The 23,361-nt window shown below is 57.0% G+C and carries 15 protein-coding genes; 11 read left to right on the forward strand and 4 right to left on the reverse strand.

Annotation, left to right across the window (positions count from 1 at the left end; genetic code table 11):
- Nucleotides 1-9 precede the first annotated feature (9 nt).
- From phnC to AC1RKG_RS04555, 6 genes are all read left to right on the forward strand, one after another.
- Nucleotides 10-843, forward strand: a complete 834-nt coding sequence (phnC, locus tag AC1RKG_RS04530) for a phosphonate ABC transporter ATP-binding protein (protein ID WP_020825828.1) — start codon at nt 10-12, stop codon at nt 841-843.
- 51 nt (nt 844-894) lie between these two features.
- Nucleotides 895-1,827 (forward strand): phosphonate ABC transporter substrate-binding protein, encoded by a 933-nt coding sequence (gene phnD / locus AC1RKG_RS04535; protein ID WP_020825829.1) that lies wholly within the window; start codon nt 895-897, stop codon nt 1,825-1,827.
- A gap of 58 nt (nt 1,828-1,885) precedes the next feature.
- Nucleotides 1,886-2,749 (forward strand): phosphonate ABC transporter, permease protein PhnE, encoded by an 864-nt coding sequence (gene phnE, locus AC1RKG_RS04540; protein ID WP_020825830.1) that lies wholly within the window; start codon nt 1,886-1,888, stop codon nt 2,747-2,749.
- Nucleotides 2,746-3,645 (forward strand): phosphonate ABC transporter, permease protein PhnE, encoded by a 900-nt coding sequence (phnE, locus tag AC1RKG_RS04545; protein ID WP_041414326.1) that lies wholly within the window; start codon nt 2,746-2,748, stop codon nt 3,643-3,645. The genes phnE (AC1RKG_RS04540) and phnE (AC1RKG_RS04545) overlap by 4 nt, the downstream gene beginning before the upstream one ends.
- 340 nt (nt 3,646-3,985) lie before the next feature.
- The gene (locus tag AC1RKG_RS04550; RefSeq protein ID WP_493182200.1) at nt 3,986-6,484 is read left to right on the forward strand and encodes a putative mucin/carbohydrate-binding domain-containing protein; all 2,499 of its coding nucleotides are present in this window, start codon (nt 3,986-3,988) and stop codon (nt 6,482-6,484) included.
- Between the two features lie 279 nt (nt 6,485-6,763).
- Nucleotides 6,764-7,228, forward strand: a complete 465-nt coding sequence (locus AC1RKG_RS04555) for a YehS family protein (protein ID WP_020825833.1) — start codon at nt 6,764-6,766, stop codon at nt 7,226-7,228.
- 104 nt (nt 7,229-7,332) lie between these two features.
- On the opposite strand, the gene AC1RKG_RS04560 is transcribed toward AC1RKG_RS04555, so the two are convergent.
- The 4 genes from AC1RKG_RS04560 to ssuD form a co-directional block, all read right to left on the reverse strand.
- Complete coding sequence (locus AC1RKG_RS04560) at nt 7,333-8,979, reverse strand: methyl-accepting chemotaxis protein (RefSeq protein ID WP_493182202.1); 1,647 nt, start codon at nt 8,977-8,979, stop codon at nt 7,333-7,335.
- A 483-nt stretch (nt 8,980-9,462) separates the two neighbouring features.
- Nucleotides 9,463-10,857 (reverse strand): FAD/NAD(P)-binding protein, encoded by a 1,395-nt coding sequence (locus tag AC1RKG_RS04565; protein ID WP_493182204.1) that lies wholly within the window; start codon nt 10,855-10,857, stop codon nt 9,463-9,465.
- Nucleotides 10,850-11,941 carry a dimethylsulfone monooxygenase SfnG gene (gene sfnG / locus AC1RKG_RS04570; protein WP_493182205.1) on the reverse strand — a complete coding sequence of 364 codons (1,092 nt, stop codon included), beginning with the start codon at nt 11,939-11,941 and terminating at the stop codon, nt 10,850-10,852. The genes AC1RKG_RS04565 and sfnG overlap by 8 nt, the downstream gene beginning before the upstream one ends.
- A 16-nt stretch (nt 11,942-11,957) precedes the next feature.
- Nucleotides 11,958-13,118 carry an FMNH2-dependent alkanesulfonate monooxygenase gene (gene ssuD, locus AC1RKG_RS04575; protein WP_493182206.1) on the reverse strand — a complete coding sequence of 387 codons (1,161 nt, stop codon included), beginning with the start codon at nt 13,116-13,118 and terminating at the stop codon, nt 11,958-11,960.
- Nucleotides 13,119-13,391: 273 nt separating this feature from the next.
- Between ssuD and AC1RKG_RS04580 the strand changes: the two genes are divergently transcribed.
- The 5 genes from AC1RKG_RS04580 (at nt 13,392) to urtA (ending at nt 23,313) form a co-directional block, all read left to right on the forward strand.
- Nucleotides 13,392-15,278 (forward strand): sigma-54-dependent Fis family transcriptional regulator, encoded by a 1,887-nt coding sequence (locus AC1RKG_RS04580; RefSeq protein WP_493182207.1) that lies wholly within the window; start codon nt 13,392-13,394, stop codon nt 15,276-15,278.
- Nucleotides 15,279-15,599: 321 nt separating this feature from the next.
- Complete coding sequence (gene atzF, locus AC1RKG_RS04585) at nt 15,600-17,471, forward strand: allophanate hydrolase (RefSeq protein ID WP_493182208.1); 1,872 nt, start codon at nt 15,600-15,602, stop codon at nt 17,469-17,471.
- Between the two features lie 89 nt (nt 17,472-17,560).
- Complete coding sequence (gene uca, locus AC1RKG_RS04590) at nt 17,561-21,184, forward strand: urea carboxylase (RefSeq protein WP_493182209.1); 3,624 nt, start codon at nt 17,561-17,563, stop codon at nt 21,182-21,184.
- Between the two features lie 54 nt (nt 21,185-21,238).
- The gene (locus tag AC1RKG_RS04595; protein WP_046374174.1) at nt 21,239-21,937 is read left to right on the forward strand and encodes a GntR family transcriptional regulator; all 699 of its coding nucleotides are present in this window, start codon (nt 21,239-21,241) and stop codon (nt 21,935-21,937) included.
- A gap of 107 nt (nt 21,938-22,044) precedes the next feature.
- Nucleotides 22,045-23,313 (forward strand): urea ABC transporter substrate-binding protein, encoded by a 1,269-nt coding sequence (gene urtA / locus AC1RKG_RS04600; RefSeq protein ID WP_493182210.1) that lies wholly within the window; start codon nt 22,045-22,047, stop codon nt 23,311-23,313.
- The last annotated feature ends 48 nt before the right edge of the window (nt 23,314-23,361 follow it).

The following is a 23,361-nucleotide window of genomic DNA, read 5'->3' on the forward strand; positions in this document are numbered from 1 at the left end:
AGAAATCATATGGCTCAGGCACTGTTAAAACTGGCACCAACCGATTTTCCAGGGCAGCAACCGGTTCAACTACAAAAAGTGTTATCGGTTAAAGGTTTGGGAAAAGCGTATAAATCTCAGCATCGCGTGCTGGATGACATCAACTTCGATCTGCACGTCGGTGAATTCGTGGCGGTGATCGGGCGTTCCGGCGCCGGCAAATCCACCTTGCTGCATACCCTGAACGGCACCATTCCTTCGAGCTGTGGCGAGATGCTGCACTTTGAGGATGACGGCGTAGCTCAGGATATCGCGCAGCTTTCCCCTCGTCAGATGCGGCAATGGCGTGCCCGCTGCGGCATGATCTTCCAGGACTTCTGCCTGGTGCCACGGCTGGACGTGATGACCAACGTGCTGTTGGGGCGACTGAGCCACACCTCGACCCTGAAATCCTTCTTCAAACTGTTTGACGATACCGACCGCGCCCGTGCTATCGAGCTGTTGCAATGGCTCAATATGCTGCCGCATGCCCTGCAGCGCGCCGAAAACCTGTCAGGCGGTCAAATGCAGCGAGTGGCGATCTGCCGCGCGCTGATGCAAAACCCCAAAATCCTGCTGGCCGATGAGCCGGTGGCGTCGCTCGATCCGAAAAATACCCGTCGCATTATGGATGCGCTGCAAAAAGTCAGCGAAAACGACATCGCAGTGATGGTGAACCTGCACTCGGTCGAGTTGGTAAAAGAGTATTGCACCCGGGTGATCGGCATTGCACAGGGCAAGATCGTGTTTGACGGCCACCCTTCGCAATTGAACGAACGGATACTGCACCAGCTGTACGGCGAGGAAGCCAATCAGATCCATTAACCACCAGAACCTTTATCTTCACTTTTACCTTTACACACACAAGGCATTGTAATGAAAAAAGTATTGAGTCTGACCACAGTGATGGCCGGCGCGATGATGGTATTTAATGCTGCCGCAGCGGATGCACCTAAAGAACTGAATCTGGGCATTCTTGGCGGACAGAACGCCACCCAGCAAATCGGCGACAACCAGTGCGTGAAGCAGTTCCTGGACAAGGAACTGAACGTGGACACCAAGCTGCGCAACTCCTCTGACTATTCTGGCGTGATCCAGGGCCTGCTGGGCGGCAAAATCGATCTGGTGCTGAGCATGTCACCGTCGTCGTTTGCCTCGGTCTATATCAAGGATCCGAAAGCGGTAGATATCGTCGGCATCGCGATTGACGACGTAGACCAATCTCGCGGTTACCACTCCGTGGTAGTGGTTAAAGCCGGTAGCCCGTATAAAAAGCTGGAAGATCTGAAGGGCAAGGCCATTGGCTTCGCCGATCCGGATTCCACTTCCGGTTTCCTGATCCCGAACCAGGAGTTCAAGAAACTGTTCGGCGGCACGGTAGACAATAAATATAACAACGCCTTCTCTAGCGTCACCTTCTCCGGCGGCCATGAGCAGGACATCCTTGGCGTGCTGAACGGCCAGTTCGAAGGCGCGGTGACCTGGGCGTCGATGATCGGCGACTACAACACCGGCTATACCAGCGGCGCGTTCAACCGCATGATCCGTATGGACCATCCCGATCTGATGAAACAGCTGCGCATTATCTGGCAGTCGCCGCTGATCCCGAATGGCCCAATCCTGGTGAGCAACTCGCTGCCGGCTGATTTCAAAGCCAAGGTCGTGACGGCCATTAAGAAGCTGGATAAGGACGATCACCAGTGCTTCATCAAGGCCATGGGCGGTAAACAGCACATCGGTGACACCACTCTGGCGGAATACCAGAACATCATCGACATGAAACGTGAGCTGACCAAAGGCGACCGTTAATGCTGACGGGGCTCGGCCTGGCCGAGCCCCGCTGAATTCCTCACGTCGGAAACCTATTTTGAATACAGATTTTGCGCACTACTACCAACAGATCCGCAGCAAGCAAAAGCGCGAGACGCTGTTTTGGTCGCTCGGTCTGGTGGCGCTCTACCTGGGCGCCGGCAGCATCGCCGAGTTCAACCTGCACACCGTGTGGGTCTCCATTCCTCACTTCTTTGATTATCTGGCGGAAACCATCCCCACCCTGCATTGGAATCTGCTGTTCGCCGATGGCCGCACCGAAGGCTCTTTGGCCTACTGGGGTTATCGGTTGAATATCCAACTGCCGCTGATTTGGGAAACGCTGCAGCTGGCGCTGGCGGCCACCATTCTTTCGGTACTGGTGGCGGGGGCACTGGCATTCCTGGCGGCCAATAATACCCACAGCCCGGCGTCGTTGCGGCTGGCAATCCGAACGCTGGTGGCGTTTTTGCGCACCATGCCGGAGCTGGCCTGGGCGGTCATGTTCGTGATGGCGTTTGGCATCGGTGCCATTCCGGGCTTTTTAGCCCTGGCGCTGCACACCATCGGCAGCCTGACCAAACTGTTTTATGAATCGATCGAAACCGCGTCCAACAAGCCGGTGCGTGGGTTGGCGGCCTGTGGCGCGACGCCGCTGCAGCGCATGCGGTTTGGCCTTTGGCCGCAGGTAAAACCGGTCTTCTTGTCGTACAGCTTTATGCGCCTGGAAATCAACTTCCGTCAGTCGACCATTTTGGGGCTGGTGGGGGCGGGCGGCATCGGCCAAGAGCTGATGACCAATATCAAACTCGATCGCTATGACCAGGTCAGCATGACGCTGCTGCTGATTATTCTGGTGGTTTCGCTGCTGGACTATGCCTCGGGCGAACTGCGCAAACGGGTCGTGGAGGGGAAAAAATGATCACAGCACCAACGCTCACGGCGGAAGGAATGCAGGCGCTCAAGCAGCAGCATCCGGAAATATTCTCGCAGCAGCGTCGCTACCTGCGCACCGTCGGCATCATCGCGGTAGCGATCGCGCTGTATTACCTGTTCTTCTTCCAGTTTTTCGGCATCTCCTGGCCGCAGTTCGTTAACGGATGCCATCAGCTTGGCCGCTATTTTATGCGCATGTTCGTCTGGCATGATTTCGTCAACTGGCCGTTCATGTACTATTTCCAGCAGATTTTCATCACCATCGGCATCGTGTTCGCCGGGACCATTACCGCTTCGCTGATCGCCTTGCCGCTGTCGTTCTTCGCAGCGCGCAACGTGATGTCAACGCCGCTGTTGCGACCCATATCGGTGGTGGTGCGGCGGTTTTTAGATATTTTTCGTGGCATCGATATGGCGATCTGGGGGCTTATTTTTGTCCGCGCGGTTGGTATGGGGCCGCTGGCCGGGGTGCTGGCGATCGTGATGCAGGACGTTGGTCTGCTCGGAAAACTCTATGCGGAAGGGCATGAGGCGGTCGATAAATCCCCGAGTCGTGGTCTGACGGCGGTGGGGGCCAACGGCCTGCAAAAGCACCGTTACGGTATCTTCACCCAGTCGTTCCCGACCTTTCTGGCGTTAAGCCTTTACCAGATTGAATCCAACACCCGCTCGGCGGCAGTGCTGGGCTTTGTGGGGGCCGGCGGCATAGGGTTGGTGTATGCGGAAAACATGCGGCTGTGGAATTGGGACGTCGTGATGTTTATCACGCTGATCCTGGTGGTGGTGGTGATGATTATGGATAAGGTGTCGTCGATCCTGCGTAATAAATACATCATCGGCGAAGACATTCCGTTGTATCAGCAGAAAAGCCAAATCGATTAAGCCCCGACACTATTTCACTGGCGGTTGGACATATTTGGCTTCTGATGCTGCGTTATCCACTTACAAGATTAACGCAGCGTATAAATAGCCAGGTAATTATGATTAAGGCGCAATGTCACCGTTGCGCCTTGTTATTTTATGGGATTTATCCTCCTCGCTGTTCTATGTGTTGTGTGGTACTTCAGTAATCGCTATCTATTAGTGCGTAAGTGCATTCTTAATTATTTTATCCAGGTCTGTTAGAGGACAAAATAACCTTGAGGAATGCAGGATGCCAACTATCACTAAATCAAAATCACTTTATACTTTGACGCGACCCGTTTGGTTAGATGCTGCGGGCATGAGCAAAGGGATTGACCACGATCGTCAACATCTGGGGATTATTCTCGCCGCCGGCCAAGTGGTGCGCGTTCGCCAGACCAATGCGGCCTTTAGCGGCAAGCTGAAGCTGCGCTTGCTGAACGACGACAGCAAAACCGAGGCCGAATTCACTATCGGCAGCAGCTGGGTTGAGGCCAGCGTGAAGGCCGTATCCGTGCCGTTTATCGACACGCCATATGCGGCTGGGGCGCCCGTCGTGGAGGTTGAGTACCCGGACACGTCGAAAATCTTGCCGGTCTGCCGTAAAGGCGAAAACGAAACGGCGTTCTTCGCCCGCTGGGATAATCAGGATGCGGAATTTGCACTTGTCGAGTCCGACTACGCGGCGCTGCTGGTGCCAAAAATCAGCAAAAAAGAGCTGAAGGCGCTGGGCGAAGCTAAAAACATCGACGGCCTGATCGCCTATTACGATCGCATTTTCACTTTTTATAATGCGCTGGCGGGGGTGTCATTCGAGGCTGAGAATGCTTCGGATCTTAATATTAAAAACCGCTACTTTATTAAGGCCGATAAAAATGGCGCCGGCGCTGCTTATTACGGTGGTCGTTGGACGGCGGAAACCAGTAATTCGGTCAGCAGTTTCTGGCTAACCCCGAAAGACAATAACTGGGGAAGCCTGCATGAAATTGCCCATGGTTATCAGGGCCATTTTATGGGCGATAAATACTTCGCCACCGGTGAGATGTGGAACAATATCTATGCTGCCTGTTATCAGGACGTGATGCTGGGGGCGCGCAAATATCAAGAAGGCTGGTTGTATGCGCATGGCGATATGGCCGGCGTGGAGAAGGTTATTGTTGATTTTATCGCCAAAGCTACTCCGCTTAATCAATGGGACCTGCGCTCGAAACTCTACTTTGCGGTTCTGATGGTGGATAAGGCGGGCAAAAATGCCTTCACCCACTTTAATCAGCAATACCGTAAAAGTTGCAACACCCCAGGCTTTGTTCCTTCCGAACATGCGCTGCTGGATATGCTCAGCGAAAGCTTTGCGGTCTCCGGCGAGCAGATTGACGTTACGCCATTTATCCAACTGGTCGGCGGCTACGTCACACCGGCCCAGCAGAAGCGTAATGTCTTTAGCCATGCGAAAGCGGTTTATCCTCTCTATCAATTGGTTGCCGCGCAGGATCTTGATGCGGTGAAAACGCAGTTGAAGCTGGACTCCACCCTGCGTCTGGTGGATTCCGCCCAGTTGAAGGCTACCGGTCTGAAAGGCAACGTTACCCTGAGCTTTGACATTGACGATTTCACCCAGATTTACGGCGAAGATCTGATCCTGCTGGAAGGGGCCCGTTACGTTCGCAAAATGCGGATCGACAGCCCAACCCTGGTGCTGAAAGAGCTACCGATTGGCGTTTATACCCTGCGGCTGCCTACCGGCAAAGACCGGAAGTATCAGTTGGCCCAGGGTTACCTGGTGCTGAAACAGGGCGATAACGCGCTGAAGCTCGGTTTGGTTAAAAAAGTTGCGTCGCCGATCGCTACGCAAGAAATTAACCTGTTGGGGCTGAGTGATGCCGTTTTCGCCACGGTTGTGGCCGATCGCGGCAGGGGCAAAGTGGTGATTGACGTTACCAGCAAGGAACCGCACTCTTACTTCCCCGGAGAGACCTATGCCAAAATCACCCTGCGCAATGCACAAGATGCGGTGATCTTCAGCAAGGATATCCAGGGTACCGCCGCGAGCCTGAGCCATGATGAGTTGCCTCTTGCCGTCGGCGACAAAATTGAAATCTATCATGTGGAGCCGGGACGCGTACGGGTGGCACCGGCCTCTCCGGATATCATTGATAATAAAAATAAAACCAACGTATTGACGATCACCCAATACGGATTGAAGAACGAAACCTTGTCGGGAGATCCGCAGGCAGCTCTGTTGGTGCGTCTTGAGGCAGCGGTACAGCGTCTGCGTGAATACCGTCAGGCCTATTTAGCGCCGTTCAGTGAGTTTAAAGACGATATCTATCTGGCGATCAATACCTTCGACAGCCCGCAGCGCGAGCAGTTATCGGCAAGCTATCAGGACTGCATTCCGGTTCACAATACCCGGCCGGGAGATCACCTGGGCAATGTCTTTACCATTGCCGGCAAAGGCATTGGCGATCGTCAGTTCCTGACCGGTACGGTCGATTTGGTGAAGAAAACTTTCACCCTGTCGATTGGGGCAGGGATTGCACATCATTACTTCACGGATGTTTATGCGGCCGTTAGCTACACGGATGCGGAAGGTAACGTGCTGTATAGCGATGAGGTGGTGGGTAACCAGGAGCAACAGGCTCGTTCGGTCGTGTTGCCAATTTCCGGCTACGGCGGCGAGGTGATCCAACTGCGTCATGAGGAACCGGATAACCGCCTGATTATCACCAACGAGATGCAGCATGTCCGGCTGGCTGAAAAGGGTAAGCAGCAGAGCTATTGCCTCACGCCGGTGGGGTTGGAGCGGATGGCTGAATAACCTATACCCGTCATACTTGAAGCTGCCTCTGTGTTGGCTGCGCTCACTTACCCGAATCACTTACTACAGTAAGCTCATCGGGATGCGCTCCCTTGCCGCCTTGATGCAACTCCAATTATTTAGGGTATATATATGGTGCCGGTTTGATAACCCAAAAGCCAAATCGATTGAGAAACCCTGCACTGATCCTTATACTGCCGCACATATTCAAGGTGTGCGGCACTTATTTGATTTAACAACGCGAGCACGCCTTCCGGTTTACAAGCTAAAGGCAATTCTATGATCAACAATGACGTGCTGCGCAGCGTGCGCTACATGCTGAGTATTAACGACGCGAAAATGGTCGAGATTATCAAGCTGGATAATTTCGATGTTGCGGTCTCGGCAATGGGTGCTTACGTCATCAAAGAAGGTGAGCCAGGTTTCGAGAAGTGCCCGGACGAAGTGATGGCTCACTTCCTGAACGGTCTGGTGTTTTTCAAACGCGGCAAGGACGACAAGTTCCCGGCGCCGGAAGTGGAACTGCCGATCACCAATAACCTGGTGTTGAAAAAGCTGCGCGTGGCGTTTGAGTTGAAAGATACCGACATGCATCAGATTTTCACCGCCGTAGATTTCCGCATTTCCAAGCCGGAGCTAAGTGCGCTGTTCCGCAAAGAAGGCACCAAAAACTTCCGCCCGTGCGGCGATCAGATGCTGCGTTATTTCCTCAAAGGCTTGGCGCAACGCCTGCGCGGCGCATAAGTTACGCCACCATTGATGAAAACCGCTTCTCAACGCCAACATCCTGTTGGCGTTGTTCTTTCTGCGATATGAACCAAAATCGAGCTTAATTCTTATTTAGCGTCTCAAAAACGGCTCCAATTCTCCGCGTCATCATCGGCAAGCGCTGGTCCTTTCGCTGCGGTAATAACCTGCGGGCGGACATTAATCGCGGCGGGCGCGGACGTGGATAGTTTGAAAACGGCGACGGTTTGGTTCAAGTGATTGGCCTGATCTTCCAGTGCACTGGCGGCGGAAGCCGATTGTTCAACCAGCGCGGCATTCTGCTGGGTCACCTTATCCATTTCGTTAACGGCTTGCGCGATTTGTGCAATCCCACGGCTTTGCTCTTCTGAGGCGCTTGAGATCTCCTGCATGGTTTCCGTGACCTGACCGATGGCGGTAACAATCTCCGTCATAGCCCCGTTAACGTTCTCCACCAGATCGTTGCCCTGACTGACGCGCAGCACCGACGTATCAATCAGCGTTTTAATTTCTTTGGCTGCCTGAGCGCTGCGCTGTGCAAGGTTGCGCACTTCACCGGCGACCACGGCAAAGCCACGGCCTTGTTCACCTGCACGCGCCGCTTCCACTGCCGCATTCAGGGCCAAAATATTGGTTTGGAAAGCGATACCGTCAATGACGCTGGTGATATCACCAATTTTGCGTGAGCTGTCGGCGATATCGCTCATGGTGACCACCATTTTGCGAGTAATCTCGCCGCCGTTGATGGCACTTTGCGAAGCGCTTTTCACCAACGAAGTGGCAGCGCCGGCGCTCTCTGCGTTGTTTTTCACCGTAGCAGAAAGCTGCTCCATGCTGGCCGCCGTTTCTTCCAGTGAACTTGCCTGTTCTTCCGTGCGGCTTGAGAGGTCGTTGTTACCCGCGGCAATTTCCTGCACGCCGGTATAAATATTTTGCGTGCCTGCACGGACGGCGCTGACGGTATTCGCCAGCTCATCACGCATATTGACGAGGCCTTGCATCAGCTTGCCAATTTCATTATTCCCACTGGCATTAATTTCTATCGCCAAATTTCCGTGTGCAATTTCAGCTTGATAGTCGATAATCTGATTGATTTTGTTGATCACATATTTTCTGATCCAGACCAGTACCACGCCGGTGAGCAGAATAAAGATGAAAATAAACGTCAACGATAAAGGCACCATTTTATGGTAACTGTCCTGTGCCGCAATACCCGCTGGAGTAATAATATCGTTGGCAACGTAGGCTGAGGTCTCATCAAGCGCAGACATGAAATGCGTGGCTGAGCTATTGTGCATAATTGTTTGGAAACGGGAGATATCGCCATCTTCCAGGCTGATAATTAATTTAAGCAGGTCGCCGCGTGCTTTTTCATACAGATTCTTGACGTTCTTGGTCCGCGCTTGTTCATCCTGATCATTCAGTGACAGTTGATAAAATTCTTCCATCAATTTATCAACTTCAGTGAGGCGCTGGCGAAGTTCGCCCAGAGATTTTTTTGCATTGTGATTTTGTGGCTGCGTGCTGAGCATCAAGGCATCTTTCAGCACGTCTTCACGGATCTCGGTAACGGAAGCGTAGGCATTATCCATTGCCATGATTTGATTAAAGCCGGAGGAGATTTGTGTAATGCGGTTATTGGTGCCTGAGGCATCCAGAATGCTCCATGCGCCGGAGAATATCTGAATAATACAGAATAGGGTTAAAATCCCCATTAGCCCGTGGGAGATTTTTAATCGTTCAAACATAGTACAACCTGAGATTTCAGTGAGGTGCCAGTGCGGCAAATAACACTATTTTGCCGCGAGAAGTGCTGTGTGTTTTCGGCAGATTACGATAAAACTTTAGTGATTAATTGGGAGCGGGATTTGAGGACCATATTATCTTTGTTTTTAACTTTTCGTTTTTAGTTGAAACATACAGATAACATGAACTGGCCTGAGACCTATTATCCAAAGCCCGGCAGTAAAGTAATAGCGATACCTCGAGGGAAAATAGCTTAAGATTTTGTAACGGAGCGTATTTATTTTTCCCGGTAATTATTAATCATGTTTCTATTTTAATGGCGGTGCAGCCAAACCCAAACAGGGCTCGGACTGCTGACAAACGCTCGAAAAGGCTAAACCGGTAGGGGGCGAACATGTTCGACCCGATTTAATTCATTGATTATGCTATTGGGCGCAGCATGCAGCGCCTCTACCATTAAACAACAGAGCACTTTGTCAACGGCTTCAGCCCACAGGGGGGATTGGTGAACCACAGAGCAATTGCTGCGCCAGCGATTCTGCGTGTTGCGCCACCTGCGGCAACCCCATCAGTTCACCGAAGCGTCCGCGAGCGGCGGGGCCTGCCACGTAGAGACGATCGTTACTTTTTCCCTGGCGATCAATCGCTCGCGAGTGGTCATCGACCCAAATTCCCAGCGCCAGCGGATCGGGCTGGATAGCCCCTTCCGCTGCGAGCTGCTTCAGCAGCGCATCGCTGTTGAGCAACGCACCGTGCGCCGGGCCAGTTGTGACAATCAGTTTATCCACCCGCAGAGTTTCCGTGACGGCTTTACCGCGTGCCTTCACCGTCAGAATGAGCGTTTCTTTGTCTACCTCAACCTGCTTAAGGCTGGCGGCCAGCACCTTAAGGCGCCCATTTTGCTGTAGCAGGGACAAAACCTCGCTGACCTGCGGCGCAATGCGGTAACGGTGCACGTCCCACCATGGACGCAGATGGCGTAGAAAGCGCCGCTGTTCTTTCAGCGAAAGACGTTGCCAAATCTGCTGCCCGTTCAGCCGTATGTCATCCAGTACCCCTTGCCAGGGCAGGCCTTCCTTGGCGGCCAGCGCTACTTCCTGTCGGACTCGCCGCAGCCAGGCGCGGGCGCTGTCCGCCTGTGGACGCAGATAATCAAGCTGGCGAGGCGGCGACTCACCGGTCAGATTTGGCCGGGGCAGCAGGCCGCGGCGCGAGAATGCCAGGATCGGCCCACGATGCCCCTGGCGCTCAAGCGATGCCACCACGTCAGACATGGTTAACCCGGAACCGATGATAGCCACCCGCGCACTCTTCTCCACCCCGATTAACGCATCTGTCCGCCACGGGTTGGCGATCAGGCCTGGATGATCTTGCGGCACCTGCTGTAGTTGTCTCGGTACGTCAGGGGGAGGGTGGCTGATGGCCAGCACCACCTCATCCGCGCGATATCTATCCCCGGAGGCCGTCAGCACCTCTGCATTTTGCAGCGCCACGGCATAATCCTGAACATGGGTGACCTGTACCGGCGATATTTCCAGCGCAGCGGCCAGCTTGTCGACGATATAGGCGGCGAACCGTCCCCGTTGCGGATAAAGGCTGCCATCACTCCAGAGCGCTTTGTCATCCTGTTTGAGGCCTCCCTCCGCCCTCAGCCAGCGGTCGAAGTCACCTTCTTCGGCGGCGGAAAGCTGCATACGTGCGGCAGGGACGTTTATGCGATGCGCCGGGTCGACCGTGCCATAAGCCACGCCCTGAGCCAACTGCGCACGAGGCTCGATAACGATCACCTTCAGGCCGGATTGGCCCAACCGCGCCAGATGAATAGCCAGCGCGGTACCGCTAAAGCCGCCGCCAATGATGACAATCTGCCGATCAGCCATGACTTAACACCGGTTGCTGTTGGCGTTCCAGCTTGCGAACCCGCGGGATCACTTCGCGGCCAAAGTACTCCACCTCTTCCTGAAAATGCAGGAAGCCCAGCAGCATCAGATCCACGCCGGCTTGTTTGAGTTCGACGATCCGCTCCGCTATCTGCTGCGGGGTGCCAATCAGGTTGGTTTTGAAGCCATCGTTATATTGCACCAAATCCTCCAGCGTCGATTTCGCCCAGTTACCTTCCCCCTCAGGGGAGGCGCTACCGGCATTTTTCACCTCAGACTGGAACCCTTTCACCGCATCCGGATTCGCATTGTCCAGGATATCACGCAGTACGCTTTGCGCTTCCTGCTCCGTTTGGCGGGCAATGACGAAGCCATTGACGCCGATCTTGACCTTGTGCTGATTTTCGGCGGCTTTTAGCTGGATATCTTCAACCTGCTGACGGATACCTTCCGGGGTGTTGCCGTTGGTGAAGTACCAGTCGGACACTCGCGCGGCCATATCCCGCGCGGCTCTTGAACTGCCTCCCTGGAAAATCTCCGGTTGTGGATCCAGCGGTTTCGGCTTCAGCGAATAGTCGCGGAAGCGGTAAAAATCACCGGCAAAGGTGAAGCTGTCCTGCTGCCAGATGCCCTGCAGGCAGCGAATGAACTCTTCCGAACGCAGATAGCGCTCCTCGTGATCCAGCCAGGGTTCGCCAATGGCTTTGAACTCGCCCCGGAACCAACCGCTGACGATATTGACCGCAATACGCGCGTTGGACAGATGGCTGATGGTGGCAATCTGTTTGGCGGCGAGGGTTGGATTCCATGGGCCCGGCAACAGGGCGGCGATGACCTTGAGCTTCTCCGTCGCTCCCAGCAAGTCCTGTGAAAATGTCACCGACTCATGTTGATTATCCGCGCCATAGCCGGCGGTAAAGCGGATCTGCGTCAGGGCATAGTCAAACCCGGCGCGCTCGGCAATTTGCGCCAGCTTGCGGTTATAGTTTGCATCCCAACTGGTGCGCTGAGGGATTTGGCTGATCACCAGGCCACCCGACACGTTAGGGACCCAGTAGGCGAACTTGATCGGTTCATTGCTCATGGTTTTCTCCTCAGTTTCACTTTTTCACCGGACGACGATCGCCGCCGATGGTTTCTCCAAATGGCCCGGTGTTAACCGTGCGCTGACGTTTTTCGACGTTGCCCGCCAGCGGCAACAGTGGCATCACCAGTTCGGCAAACCGGTGAGCCTCTTCCAGGTGCGGATAACCCGAGAAAATAAAATTAGTGATCCCCAATGCCTGATATTCACGGATGCGTTCGGCAACCTGTTGTGGATTGCCGACCAATGCGGTACCTGCGCCGCCGCGCACCAGCCCCACGCCTGCCCATAAGTTGGGGGCGATGCGCAAACTGGCCTTCGAGCCGCCGTGCAGTGCGCTCATGCGGGCCTGTCCGGTCGAGTCCATACGCGAGAAAATTTTCTGTGCGGCGGCGATGGTGTCATCATCCAAATGGGCAATCAGTTTGTCGGCGGCAGCCCAGGCTTCCTCTTCCGTTTCCCGAACAATGACGTGCAGGCGAATGCCGTAGTCCAGCGTGCGTCCCCGCTCCTGTGCGCGCCGACGCACCACGGCAATTTTCTCCGCCACCTGCTCAACCGGTTCTCCCCAGGTGAGATAGGTGTCGATCTGGCTCGCCGCTACCTCCAGCGCTTCCTCTGACGAGCCGCCAAAAAATAGCGGCGGCCCGTTCTCCTGTACCGGCGGGAACAGCACTTCAGCGCCTTCAACCCGTAAATAATCGCCCTGAAAATCGACCTTTTCGCCTTTCAGCAGGCGGGAATAGACCTCCAGAAACTCGCGGGTGACCTGATAGCGCTCGGCGTGACTGAGGAAGATCCCATCGCCTTTGTTCTCGACGGGATCGCCACCGGTCACCACGTTGATTAACAGGCGTCCCTCCGAAAGGCGATCCAGCGTGGCGGCCATCCGCGCGGCAAGGCTCGGGGGCTGCAACCCAGGGCGCACGGCGACCAGATAGCGCAGACGTTTGGTGAGGGGGGCGAGTGCGGCCGCGACCAGCCAGGAATCCTCGCAGCTTTTGCCGGTTGGGATCAGCACGCCGTAATAGCCAAGGTTGTCTGCCGCCAGCGCAACCTGTTGCAAATAAGGCAGATCTACGGCTCTTCCGCCCTCGGTCGTGCCCAGATAACGGCCGTCGCCGTGGGTCGGTAAGAACCAGAATACGTTGATGTGTTGCGCCTGCCGTTCGCTCATTAGTCATTTCCTATATAACGATATCTTAATTTATTCAATAGAATTTCCATGCTTGGTTATAAACAACCAAGCAGAAAGCATGCCAAAATGATTGGTTATTTTTGTTCTTATCTATTAACAAGTTAGTGATTTTTGCCGTGGACGGTTTTGCTGCAAATGCAGCAGTGACTGATGGCAGGCTGTTGCATTTGCAGCAACGGGGCGGTCGAGCCTCTCGTCTTGTCTGGCCGCTGTCGGTATTGTTTCTGTACTGTTCCCTTAAAGGTATCGACGATGCAAAGCTCCGGTCCGCGGTTAATTGACCCCGCTTCTCTTGCCTTCCAAAACGTTCTGGATCGTCTGGCTCCGACGGACGCCACCGTGCTTATCGTGGGCGAAACCGGTACGGGTAAGGAGCTAATGGCCCGCTATCTGCACCATCACAGCTTAAGGCGCGATCGCCCCTTTCTGGCGGTGAACTGTGGCGCGCTGACGGAGAGCCTTGCCGAGTCGGAACTGTTTGGACATGAGAAAGGTGCTTTCACCGGGGCGGTGGATCGCCACCAGGGTTGGTTCGAGGCGGCAGAAGGGGGCACCTTGCTGCTGGATGAAATCGGTGAGTTAAGCCTGCCGCTACAGGTAAAGCTGCTGCGTGTATTGCAAGAACGGGAAGTGACCCGGGTGGGCTCCCATCGGCCGGTAAAAGTGAACGTCCGCGTCGTGGCCGCTACCCATGTGGATCTGGCGAATGCCATCCGCGAACGCCGCTTTCGTGAAGATCTTTATTACCGGCTCAACGTGGCCGCCGTCACTCTGCCTCCCTTGCACCAGCGGCGGCAGGATATTCCACTGTTGGCTGAGCATTTCCTGACGCTGTACGCGCGGCGGTTGGGGCGCCCTCAGCTGCGTCTTAGCGCAGAGGCGCTGACCACACTGATGGATTACCCGTGGCCGGGGAATATCCGCGAGCTGGAAAACACCCTGCATAATGCGGTGCTGCTCAGCAAAGCGCCGCTGATTACGCCGCAGCAGCTGAGGCTAAGCGCTGAAATGGCCAGCTTGCCGCCTCAGGGGGATGCTTCGCTGGACAGCTTCCTTCGCCAGCAGTTGGCGGGTAACGATGGCCCCCTCTACCAGCGGGTGATCGACTCGCTGGTGCGCAATGCTTTTGAACTGAGCCAGGGTAACCAGTTGCAGGCCGCGGCGCTGTTGGGCATCAGCCGTAATACGCTGCGTACCCATCTGGGGCATCTTGGCTTAATCAAAGCCAGGAGAAGCGTCGGCGGCACGGCGTTAAAATCAGGCCGGGAGACCGGCAGCCGTGAACGCGAACTGCGTATTGGTTACCAGAAGTTTGGCAACCTGGGAATACTCAAGGCCCGCCAGTCGCTGGAGGCGCGCCTGGCCGACAGTGGGGTGAGCGTGTTGTGGAGCGAGTTTCCTGCCGGTCCTCAGTTGCTGCATGCCCTGACTAACCGAGAGATCGATTTTGGCACCACCGGCGAGGTTCCTCCTTTATTTGCTCAGGCCGGCAACAGCCCATTGCTGTACGTTGCCTGGGAACCGGCCGCACCACAAAGCGTGGCGTTGCTGGTTACCGACGACAGCCCGATCCGCACTCTTGCCGACCTGCGCGGAAAGCGGATTGCGGTCAATAAAGGCTCCAATGTGCATTATCTGCTGTTGCAGATCCTTGATGAAGCCGGATTGACGCTGGAAGAGGTACGGGTGGTTTATGCGCCGCCAAAATACCCGCTGACCCCCAGCGATCATCATGCGGTGGATGCCTGGATGATGTGGGATCCCTTGCTGAGCGATGCCGAACAAAGCGGGCAGTTCAGGGTTATCGCCAACGGCGTAGGGCGGGTGAGCAACCATCAGTTCTATCTTGCTCACCGCGATTTCGCCGGCCACTCTTCCGATTTGCTGCACGGCCTGATGGCGGCGCTGGAACAAACCGGGCGCTATATTGACGCCCATCGCGACGAAGCGGCAACGCTGTTGTCGGCCGAACTGGGGCAAGGTATCCCCTCGCTCACCCACGCACTGGCTCGTCGCAGCCATCAGACACGCCGAATGGATTTAAATATCATTCGCCAGCAGCAGGCGATAGCCGACCGTTTTTACGCTTTGGGGCTGTTACCCCGAGCGATTAAAGTTCGCGAGGCGATATGGCAGTGACGGGTTACTTCCGTCATCAACCCAGTTCCCTTGGCGCTAATATATTCATCAAAGTGGGCTGCGGCTCGTTTGTGATCAATCGAAAAGCGGCATTTAGCCGCGTGAGTCGAGAGCGTGGTGCATACCAGAAAGCCCCGCCAGCGCTGTAATAACAGAAAGTGTACTGCACCTTTTTTGCTCGCCGATTGTGCAGCGCTGGTGCAGGATGATTATTTTATTGTCATAAGTTTTAATTATAATTTATTGAAATCATACGATTAAAAATTGGCACGTCGGTTGCTCTATTGAATCCCATCTTGTGTACTAGATGGAATTCAGCCGATGACCCAGCCTGTTAATACGCTACGCGGTTTCACCCTCAGCGAATGGCAACACCACTATCACACCCGCCCGGCCGACGAGCGCATTGCCTGCGTGCGCGCTACCCTGACTGCACTGGCCGCCGACCTGCCGGCGGATGACAACGCCTGGCTGTATCTTGCCAGCGCCGCACAGCGTGAAGTGCAGTACCAAAGATTGGCGCAGCGGCTTGAAGCGGTTGCCGGCGATATCAGCCAGCTTCCGCTGTTTGGCGTACCCTTTGCGGTAAAAGACAACATCGACGTCGGCGGCTGGCCGACCAGCGCGGCCTGCCCGGAGTTCGCTTATCTGGCGGCGTCGGATGCCACCGTGGTCGCCAATTTGTGCGCTGCCGGTGCCATCGCGATCGGTAAAACCAATCTCGATCAGTTCGCGACCGGGCTGGTGGGCACCCGTTCGCCACACGGCGCGGTGGTCAACAGTTTCGATAGTCGCTACGTCAGCGGTGGTTCCAGCTCCGGTTCGGCGTCGGTAGTGGCGCGCGGCCTGACGCCGTTTTCTCTGGGCACCGACACCGCAGGTTCGGGGCGCGTTCCGGCAGGATTCAACAATATTGTCGGCCTGAAACCGACCAAAGGCGGGCTGTCGAACCGTGGCGTGGTGCCCGCTTGCCGATTGAATGACACCGTATCGGTGTTTGCCCTGACGGTGGCGGACGCAGCGCTGGTGGCCGAATTGGCCGGCGGCTATGACGCAGCCGATGCCTATTCCCGCATTAACCCCCGCACCGCCCCGGCGGATTTACCTGCGTCACCTCGTTTCGCGGTGCCTGCGCAACTCGAATTTTTCGGCGATGTGCAGGCCGAGCGGGCATTTCAGCGGGCGCTGGCGCAGTTGAAAAGCAGCGGCGTGACGCTGGAAACCCTCGATTTTACGCCGTTTCGCGTGCTGGCGGAGCAGCTCTACTACGGCCCTTGGGTGGCGGAGCGCACCGTGGCGGTCGAAGCGATGCTGAGCGCCAACCCGCAGGCCATCAATCCGGTGGTGCGCGGCATCGTCAATAACGGCCTGAAGTACAGCGCCTGCGATGCTTACAAGGCGGAATACCTGCGTGCCGAACTGACGCGGCAGATTGAGCAGCAACTGGCTCCCTTTGATGCACTGGTGGTGCCGACCTCGCCGACGATCCGCACCCTGGCGGAAATGGAGCAAGAGCCGGTGTTGTTTAACTCGCAGTTCGGCACCTACACCAATTTCACCAACCTGGCCGATCTGAGCGCACTGGCGCTGCCTGCGCCGATGCGTGACGACGGATTGCCTGCCGGTATCACCCTGATTGCACCCGCCTGGCACGATCGTGCGTTGGCGGCGTTCGGCCAGCGCTGGCAGCAGGCCCAGGATCTGCCGCTTGGCGCAACGGGTCGCCGGTTGCCTGCTGCTCAATTCTTGACGCCATCCAGCCAGCACGTGCGGGTAGCGGTGGTCGGTGCGCACCTCAGCGATATGCCGCTGAATTTCCAGCTCGTGCAGCGCGCGGCAACCTTCGTAGAGCAAACCACTACCGCGCCGTGCTATCGCCTCTACGCCCTCGCCAATAGCCAACCGCCAAAGCCGGGGTTGGTCAAAACCGCTCAGGGGGCCGCCATCAGCGTCGAACTATGGGATATCCCGCTGGCGCGTTTCGGCGAGTTGGTGGCCGAGATCCCGGCGCCGCTGGGTATGGGCACCTTGCTGCTGGCAGACGGGCGACGGGTGAAAGGCTTTATCTGCGAACCTTGGGCGCTAGAGGGCGCGACGGACATCACTGAATTTGGCGGTTGGCGCCACTATACCCGTCATCTTTCAAACCGTGGCGTTGTTGGCTGCACAGGCGCACCCCAGTCACTTACCTGAGTAAGCTCCCGGGGATTTACCTGTTTGCCGCCTAGCCACTGCCTGAAAACTATTGGGTATAGCGAATCTGGTCTTATAAGGGTTTCATTATGTTTACTACCGTATTAATTGCCAACCGCGGCGAAATTGCCTGCCGGGCGATCCGCACCCTGAAACGTCTGGGCATCACCAGCGTAGCGGTCTATTCCGACGCCGATCGCAACGCCCCGCACGTGACCGAGGCTAATCTGGCGATACCGCTCGGCGGCGACAAGGCCGCTGACAGCTATCTGTGCATCGACAAGATCCTGGCGGCCGCGGTGCAAACCGGCGCGCAGGCGATTTATCCGGGCTATGGCTTCCTTTCCGAGAGCGCCGAGTTTGCCGACGCCTGTGAAACGGCGGGCATCGCTTTTATCGGTCCGACGGCGGCGCAAATCCGCGAGTTTGGCCTGAAACACCGTGCTCGCGAGCTGGCGGCGGTGGCGCAGGTGCCGATGACGCCGGGTACGGGCCTGCTGAACAGCGTTGAGGAGGCGGTCAGCGCCGCCGGCCGCATTGGTTATCCGGTGATGCTGAAAAGTACCGCCGGTGGCGGTGGCATTGGCCTGACGCGCTGCGACGATGAAGCCGCGCTGCGTGAGGCTTATGACAGCGTAAAACGCCTGGGCGAGCAGTTCTTCCGCGACTCTGGGGCCTTTATTGAGCGCTTTGTCGATCAGGCCCGGCACGTGGAAGTGCAAATATTTGGTGACGGTCAGGGCTGGGTGGTGGCGCTGGGTGAGCGCGACTGCTCATTGCAACGCCGCAACCAGAAAGTGGTGGAGGAAACCCCGGCACCGAATCTGCCCGCCGCCACGCGTCAGGCGCTGCATCAAGCCGCAGTGGCGCTGGGGGCGTCGGTCAACTACCGCAGCGCCGGCACCGTGGAATTTATCTACGACGCTGCGCGTGACGAGTTTTATTTTCTGGAAGTGAATACTCGCCTGCAAGTGGAGCATCCGGTGACTGAATGTGTCACCGGGTTGGATCTGATCGAATGCATGTTGCAGGTGGCGGCGGGCGATGCGCTGGACTGGGCGGCGTTGCAACGAGCGCCGCAGGGGGCATCGATTGAAGTGCGCATTTATGCCGAAGATCCGCTGAAGAATTTCCAACCCAGCCCCGGCGTGCTGACTGAAGTGCACTTTCCGGACGACGTGCGCGTCGACGGTTGGGTGGCCACCGGCAGCGAAGTGTCGGCCTTTTATGACCCGATGATCGCCAAGCTGATCGTTCATGGCGAAGACCGCCGCCAGGCGCTGGAGAAAATGCGTGTCGCGCTGGATGCCACCCGACTGCACGGGATTGCCACTAACCTGGACTACCTGCGACAGGTGATTGCGACCGAGGCATTCCAGAACGGCAGCGTCTGGACACGCATGCTGGACAGCTTCCGGTTCCAACCCAATAGCATTGAAGTGCTGCAGCCGGGCACCTACAGCAGCGTGCAGGATTATCCCGGCCGTGTTGGCTATTGGGATATCGGCGTGCCGCCGTCCGGGCCGATGGACGACTTCGCTTTCCGGCTGGCCAACCGCATTGTTGGCAACCACCCCAGCGCCGCCGGGTTGGAGTTTACCCTGCAGGGGCCGACCCTGCGTTTTCACTGCGACGCCATCATTGCCCTGACCGGCGCGGATTGTCCCGCCGATCTGGACGGTGAGGCCGTGGCCTACTGGCAGCCGATAGCGGTGCGTGCCGGTCAGGTACTGCGTTTGGGGCGAGCACAGCGGGGATGCCGTACCTATCTGGCGGTACGCAATGGTTTTGACGTGCCGGTGTATCTGGGCAGCCGTTCGACCTTTGCGCTGGGGCAGTTTGGCGGCCACGCCGGCCGTACCCTGCGCGTGGCGGACATGCTGGCGGTATCGCAACCGGGTTTGGCCGCCGCCACGACTCCGGCGCCGATTGCGGCCCCGCAGGCAATGGACGAAAGCCTGATCCCGCAGTACGGCAATCTGTGGAATATCGGCGTGCTGTATGGTCCGCACGGCGCACCCGACTTCTTTACCCCGGCATCCATCGAGCGTTTCTTTGCCGCCGAATGGCAGGTGCATTACAACTCCAACCGGTTGGGCGTACGCCTGTCCGGGCCTAAACCGGAATGGGCGCGACAGGACGGCGGCGAGGCGGGGCTACACCCGTCCAACGTGCACGACTGCGAGTACGCCATCGGTTCGATTAACTTCACCGGCGATTTCCCGGTGATCCTTACCCGCGACGGACCGAGCCTGGGCGGCTTTGTTTGCCCGGTGACTATCGCCAGGGCGGAGCTGTGGAAGGTCGGTCAGGTGAAACCGGGGGATCGCATCCGTTTTCATCCTATCGGTTTCAAGCAGGCGCAGTCGCTGGAGCAGGCGCAGCTCGGCAGTATCGAAGCCTTGGCAGCGGTGAAGGCTATCACCCTGGCACCGCCGGATCTGATGCCGGGCACGACCGCCTCCGCCGCCATAGTGGCGGCGTTACCGGCCACCGACAGTCGGCCGGCAGTGGTCTATCGCCAGGCCGGGGATGGTTACATTTTGCTGGAGTACGGCGACAACGTGCTCGATCTGGCGCTGCGGCTGCGCATCCATTTGCTGATGCAATCGCTCAAGCAGGATGCGATCCCGGGCGTGGAGGAGCTGGCACCCGGCGTGCGATCGCTGCAGATCCGTTATGACAGCCGCATTATCGGTCAGGCCGATTTACTCCAGCGCTTGTTGGCGCGCGAACAGGCGTTGGGTGATGTCAGCCAGCTGAAAGTGCCGACGCGAACGGTTTATCTGCCGATGGCGTTTGAAGATTCCGCCACGCTGGGCGCGGTGGAACGTTACCAGCAGACGGTGCGTTCGTCGGCTCCCTGGTTGCCGAACAACGTCGATTTTATCCAGCGCATCAACGGGCTCGGCAGCCGCGAGCAGGTGCGCGACATCATCTTCGACGCCAGCTACCTGATCCTCGGGCTGGGCGACGTCTACCTGGGCGCACCCTGCGCGGTGCCGATCGACCCGCGGCACCGTTTGCTCAGTTCCAAATACAACCCGGCGCGCACCCATACCGCCGAAGGCACGGTTGGCATCGGCGGCATGTACATGTGCATCTATGGCATGGATTCGCCGGGCGGCTATCAGTTGGTCGGACGTACCTTGCCGATTTGGAACAAATTTCTCAAAAACCCGCAGTTCAACCCCGGCGAGCCCTGGCTGCTGCATTTCTTCGATCAGGTGCGTTTCTATCCGGTGAGCGAGCAGGAGCTGGATGAGCAGCGCGAGGCGTTCCGCGAAGGGCGCGCGCAGATCCGCATTGAGGACAGCGAATTCGATTTTGCCGATTACCGCCGTTTTCTGGCGGAAAACGCGGAAGACATCAGCGCCTTCCAGCAGCGCCAGCAACAAGCATTCAGCCACGAAGTGACGCGCTGGCAGGCGGAAGAGGGGGAGGCCGAGGCCCAATTGTTGCCACCGCAGACTGATGAGGAAGAGGTGGATGGCGACCTGGTCAGCGCCGACCTGAATGGCAGCGTGTGGAAGATCCTGGTTGAGCCGGGGCAGAGGGTGGAAGCCGGTCAACCGCTGATCGTGGTCGAGGCGATGAAAATGGAGCTGGCGGTCACCGCGCCGCGCGCCGGGATCATCAAGCGCATCAGTTGCCAGCAGGGGCGACCGGTGGGGCCGGGCGATGCGCTGCTGTGGCTGGAACACGCCAGCTAACGCTCAATCATTCACGTCGGGGCGCGCTATGCCGCGCCCACGGAGAGGCATGCGATGCAAATCACCAATAACCGCAGCAAGGCTCGGCCGGAGGGGCTGGCGGAACGTATCTATCTGCAGCTTAAGGACGACATTTTTGATTTTCACCTGCTGCCGGGCGATCGCTTCAGCGAAAACGAAATTGCCGTGCGTATGGACGTCAGCCGTACGCCAGTGCGTCAGGCGTTGTTCTGGCTGGAGCGCGAGGGCTACGTAGAGGTGCATTTTCGCAGCGGCTGGCAGGTGCGCCCGTTCGATTTTGCCTACTTCGAAGAACTGTATGACCTGCGCATCGTGTTGGAGTGCGAAGCGGTAAAACGGCTGTGCGCTCGGCCAATGGGCGAGGTGCCGGGGCAGTTGGCGGCGCTTACCCGTTTTTGGATCGACGAACCGCGGCTGGAGGAGGGAAAAACCGTCTCAGTGCACGACGAGCAGTTTCATATGGCGCTGGTCGAGGCGGCGGGGAATGGCGAAATGGCGCGTATTCACCGCGATTTGACCGAGAAAATTCGCATCATTCGTCGGCTCGATTTCACCCAGGAAAGCCGGGTGGAGGCGACCTACAACGAACACGCCGCCATTTTGCGGGCGATCTTGCAACACCGAACCGAGGAGGCGCAAACGCGGCTCAGTCACCATATTGCCGTCAGCAAGGCTGAAGTAAGAAAAATAACTCTGCATATGCTGCATCAGGCCCGGCTTCGTCAGCCATAACCCGGCGTCTTTCGAGCTGCAGCGTTGTTGGCTGCAACTCGAAATTCATAGGGTTAATTCTTCTTAACAAGGTGGGTTTTCTAACATCAACATCAGGAGTTTGAATTATGCAACGTCGTCACTTTATAAAAGCTTTTGCGTTGTCCGCCACCGTGATCGGCATGGGGATGGCCTGGGGCGTACAGGCCGCCGACACCATCAAGGTCGGTATCCTGAGCTCGCTGTCCGGCACCATGGCGATTTCTGAAACGCCGCTGAAAGACGTGGCGCTGATGACCATCGACGATATCAACGCCAAAGGTGGCGTGTTGGGTAAAAAGCTTGAGCCGGTGGTGGTGGATCCGGCCTCCAACTGGCCGCTGTTCGCCGAGAAGGCGCGTCAGCTGTTGAGTCAGGACAAGGTGGCGGCGGTGTTTGGCTGCTGGACTTCGGTGTCGCGCAAGTCAGTGCTGCCGGTGTTTGAAGAGCTGAACGGCCTGCTGTTTTACCCGGTGCAGTACGAAGGGGAAGAGATGTCGCCGAACGTGTTCTACACCGGTGCCGCGCCTAACCAGCAGGCAATCCCGGCGGTGGAGTATCTGCTGAGCGAAGACGGCGGAGCGGCCAAACGCTTCTTCCTGTTGGGAACCGACTACGTGTATCCGCGCACCACCAACAAGATACTGCGCGCCTTCCTGCATTCGAAAGGGATCCCGGATAAAGACATTGAAGAGGTCTATACGCCGTTCGGTTACAGCGACTATCAGACCATTGTCGCCAACATTAAAAAATTCTCCGCCGGGGGCAAAACGGCGGTGATCTCCACCATCAACGGTGACTCCAACGTCCCCTTCTACAAAGAGCTGGCCAACCAGGGGATCAAGGCTACCGATGTGCCGGTGATTGCCTTCTCGGTCGGTGAAGAAGAGCTGCGCGGTATCGACACCAAACCGCTGGTGGGTAATCTGGCGGCCTGGAACTACTTCGAGTCGGTGGATAACCCGACCAACAAGCAGTTTGTCAGCGAATGGCGAGCCTACGCCAAGGCCCATAACTTGCCGAACTACGCCACCGCCGTGACCAACGACCCGATGGAAGCGACCTATGTCGGCATTCACATGTGGGCGCAGGCGGTTGAGAAGGCCGGAACTACCGACGTTGATAAGGTGCGCGCCGCCATGGCCGGACAGACCTTCGCTGCGCCATCGGGCTTTACCCTGACCATGGACGCCACCAACCACCATCTGCATAAGCCGGTGATGATCGGTGAGATTGAAAGCAACGGTCAGTTCAACGTGGTGTGGCAGACCGATGCGCCTGTTCGTGCTCAGCCGTGGAGCCCGTACATTGCCGGCAACGATAAAAAGCCGGATCACCCGGTAAAAGGCGGTCAGTAAAACCCGGTTCCCCCGCTGCGGCGGGGGCAGGCTACGACGCCTCATTGC

This window comes from Serratia sp. GW822-FHT06D09, from assembly GCF_058799515.1.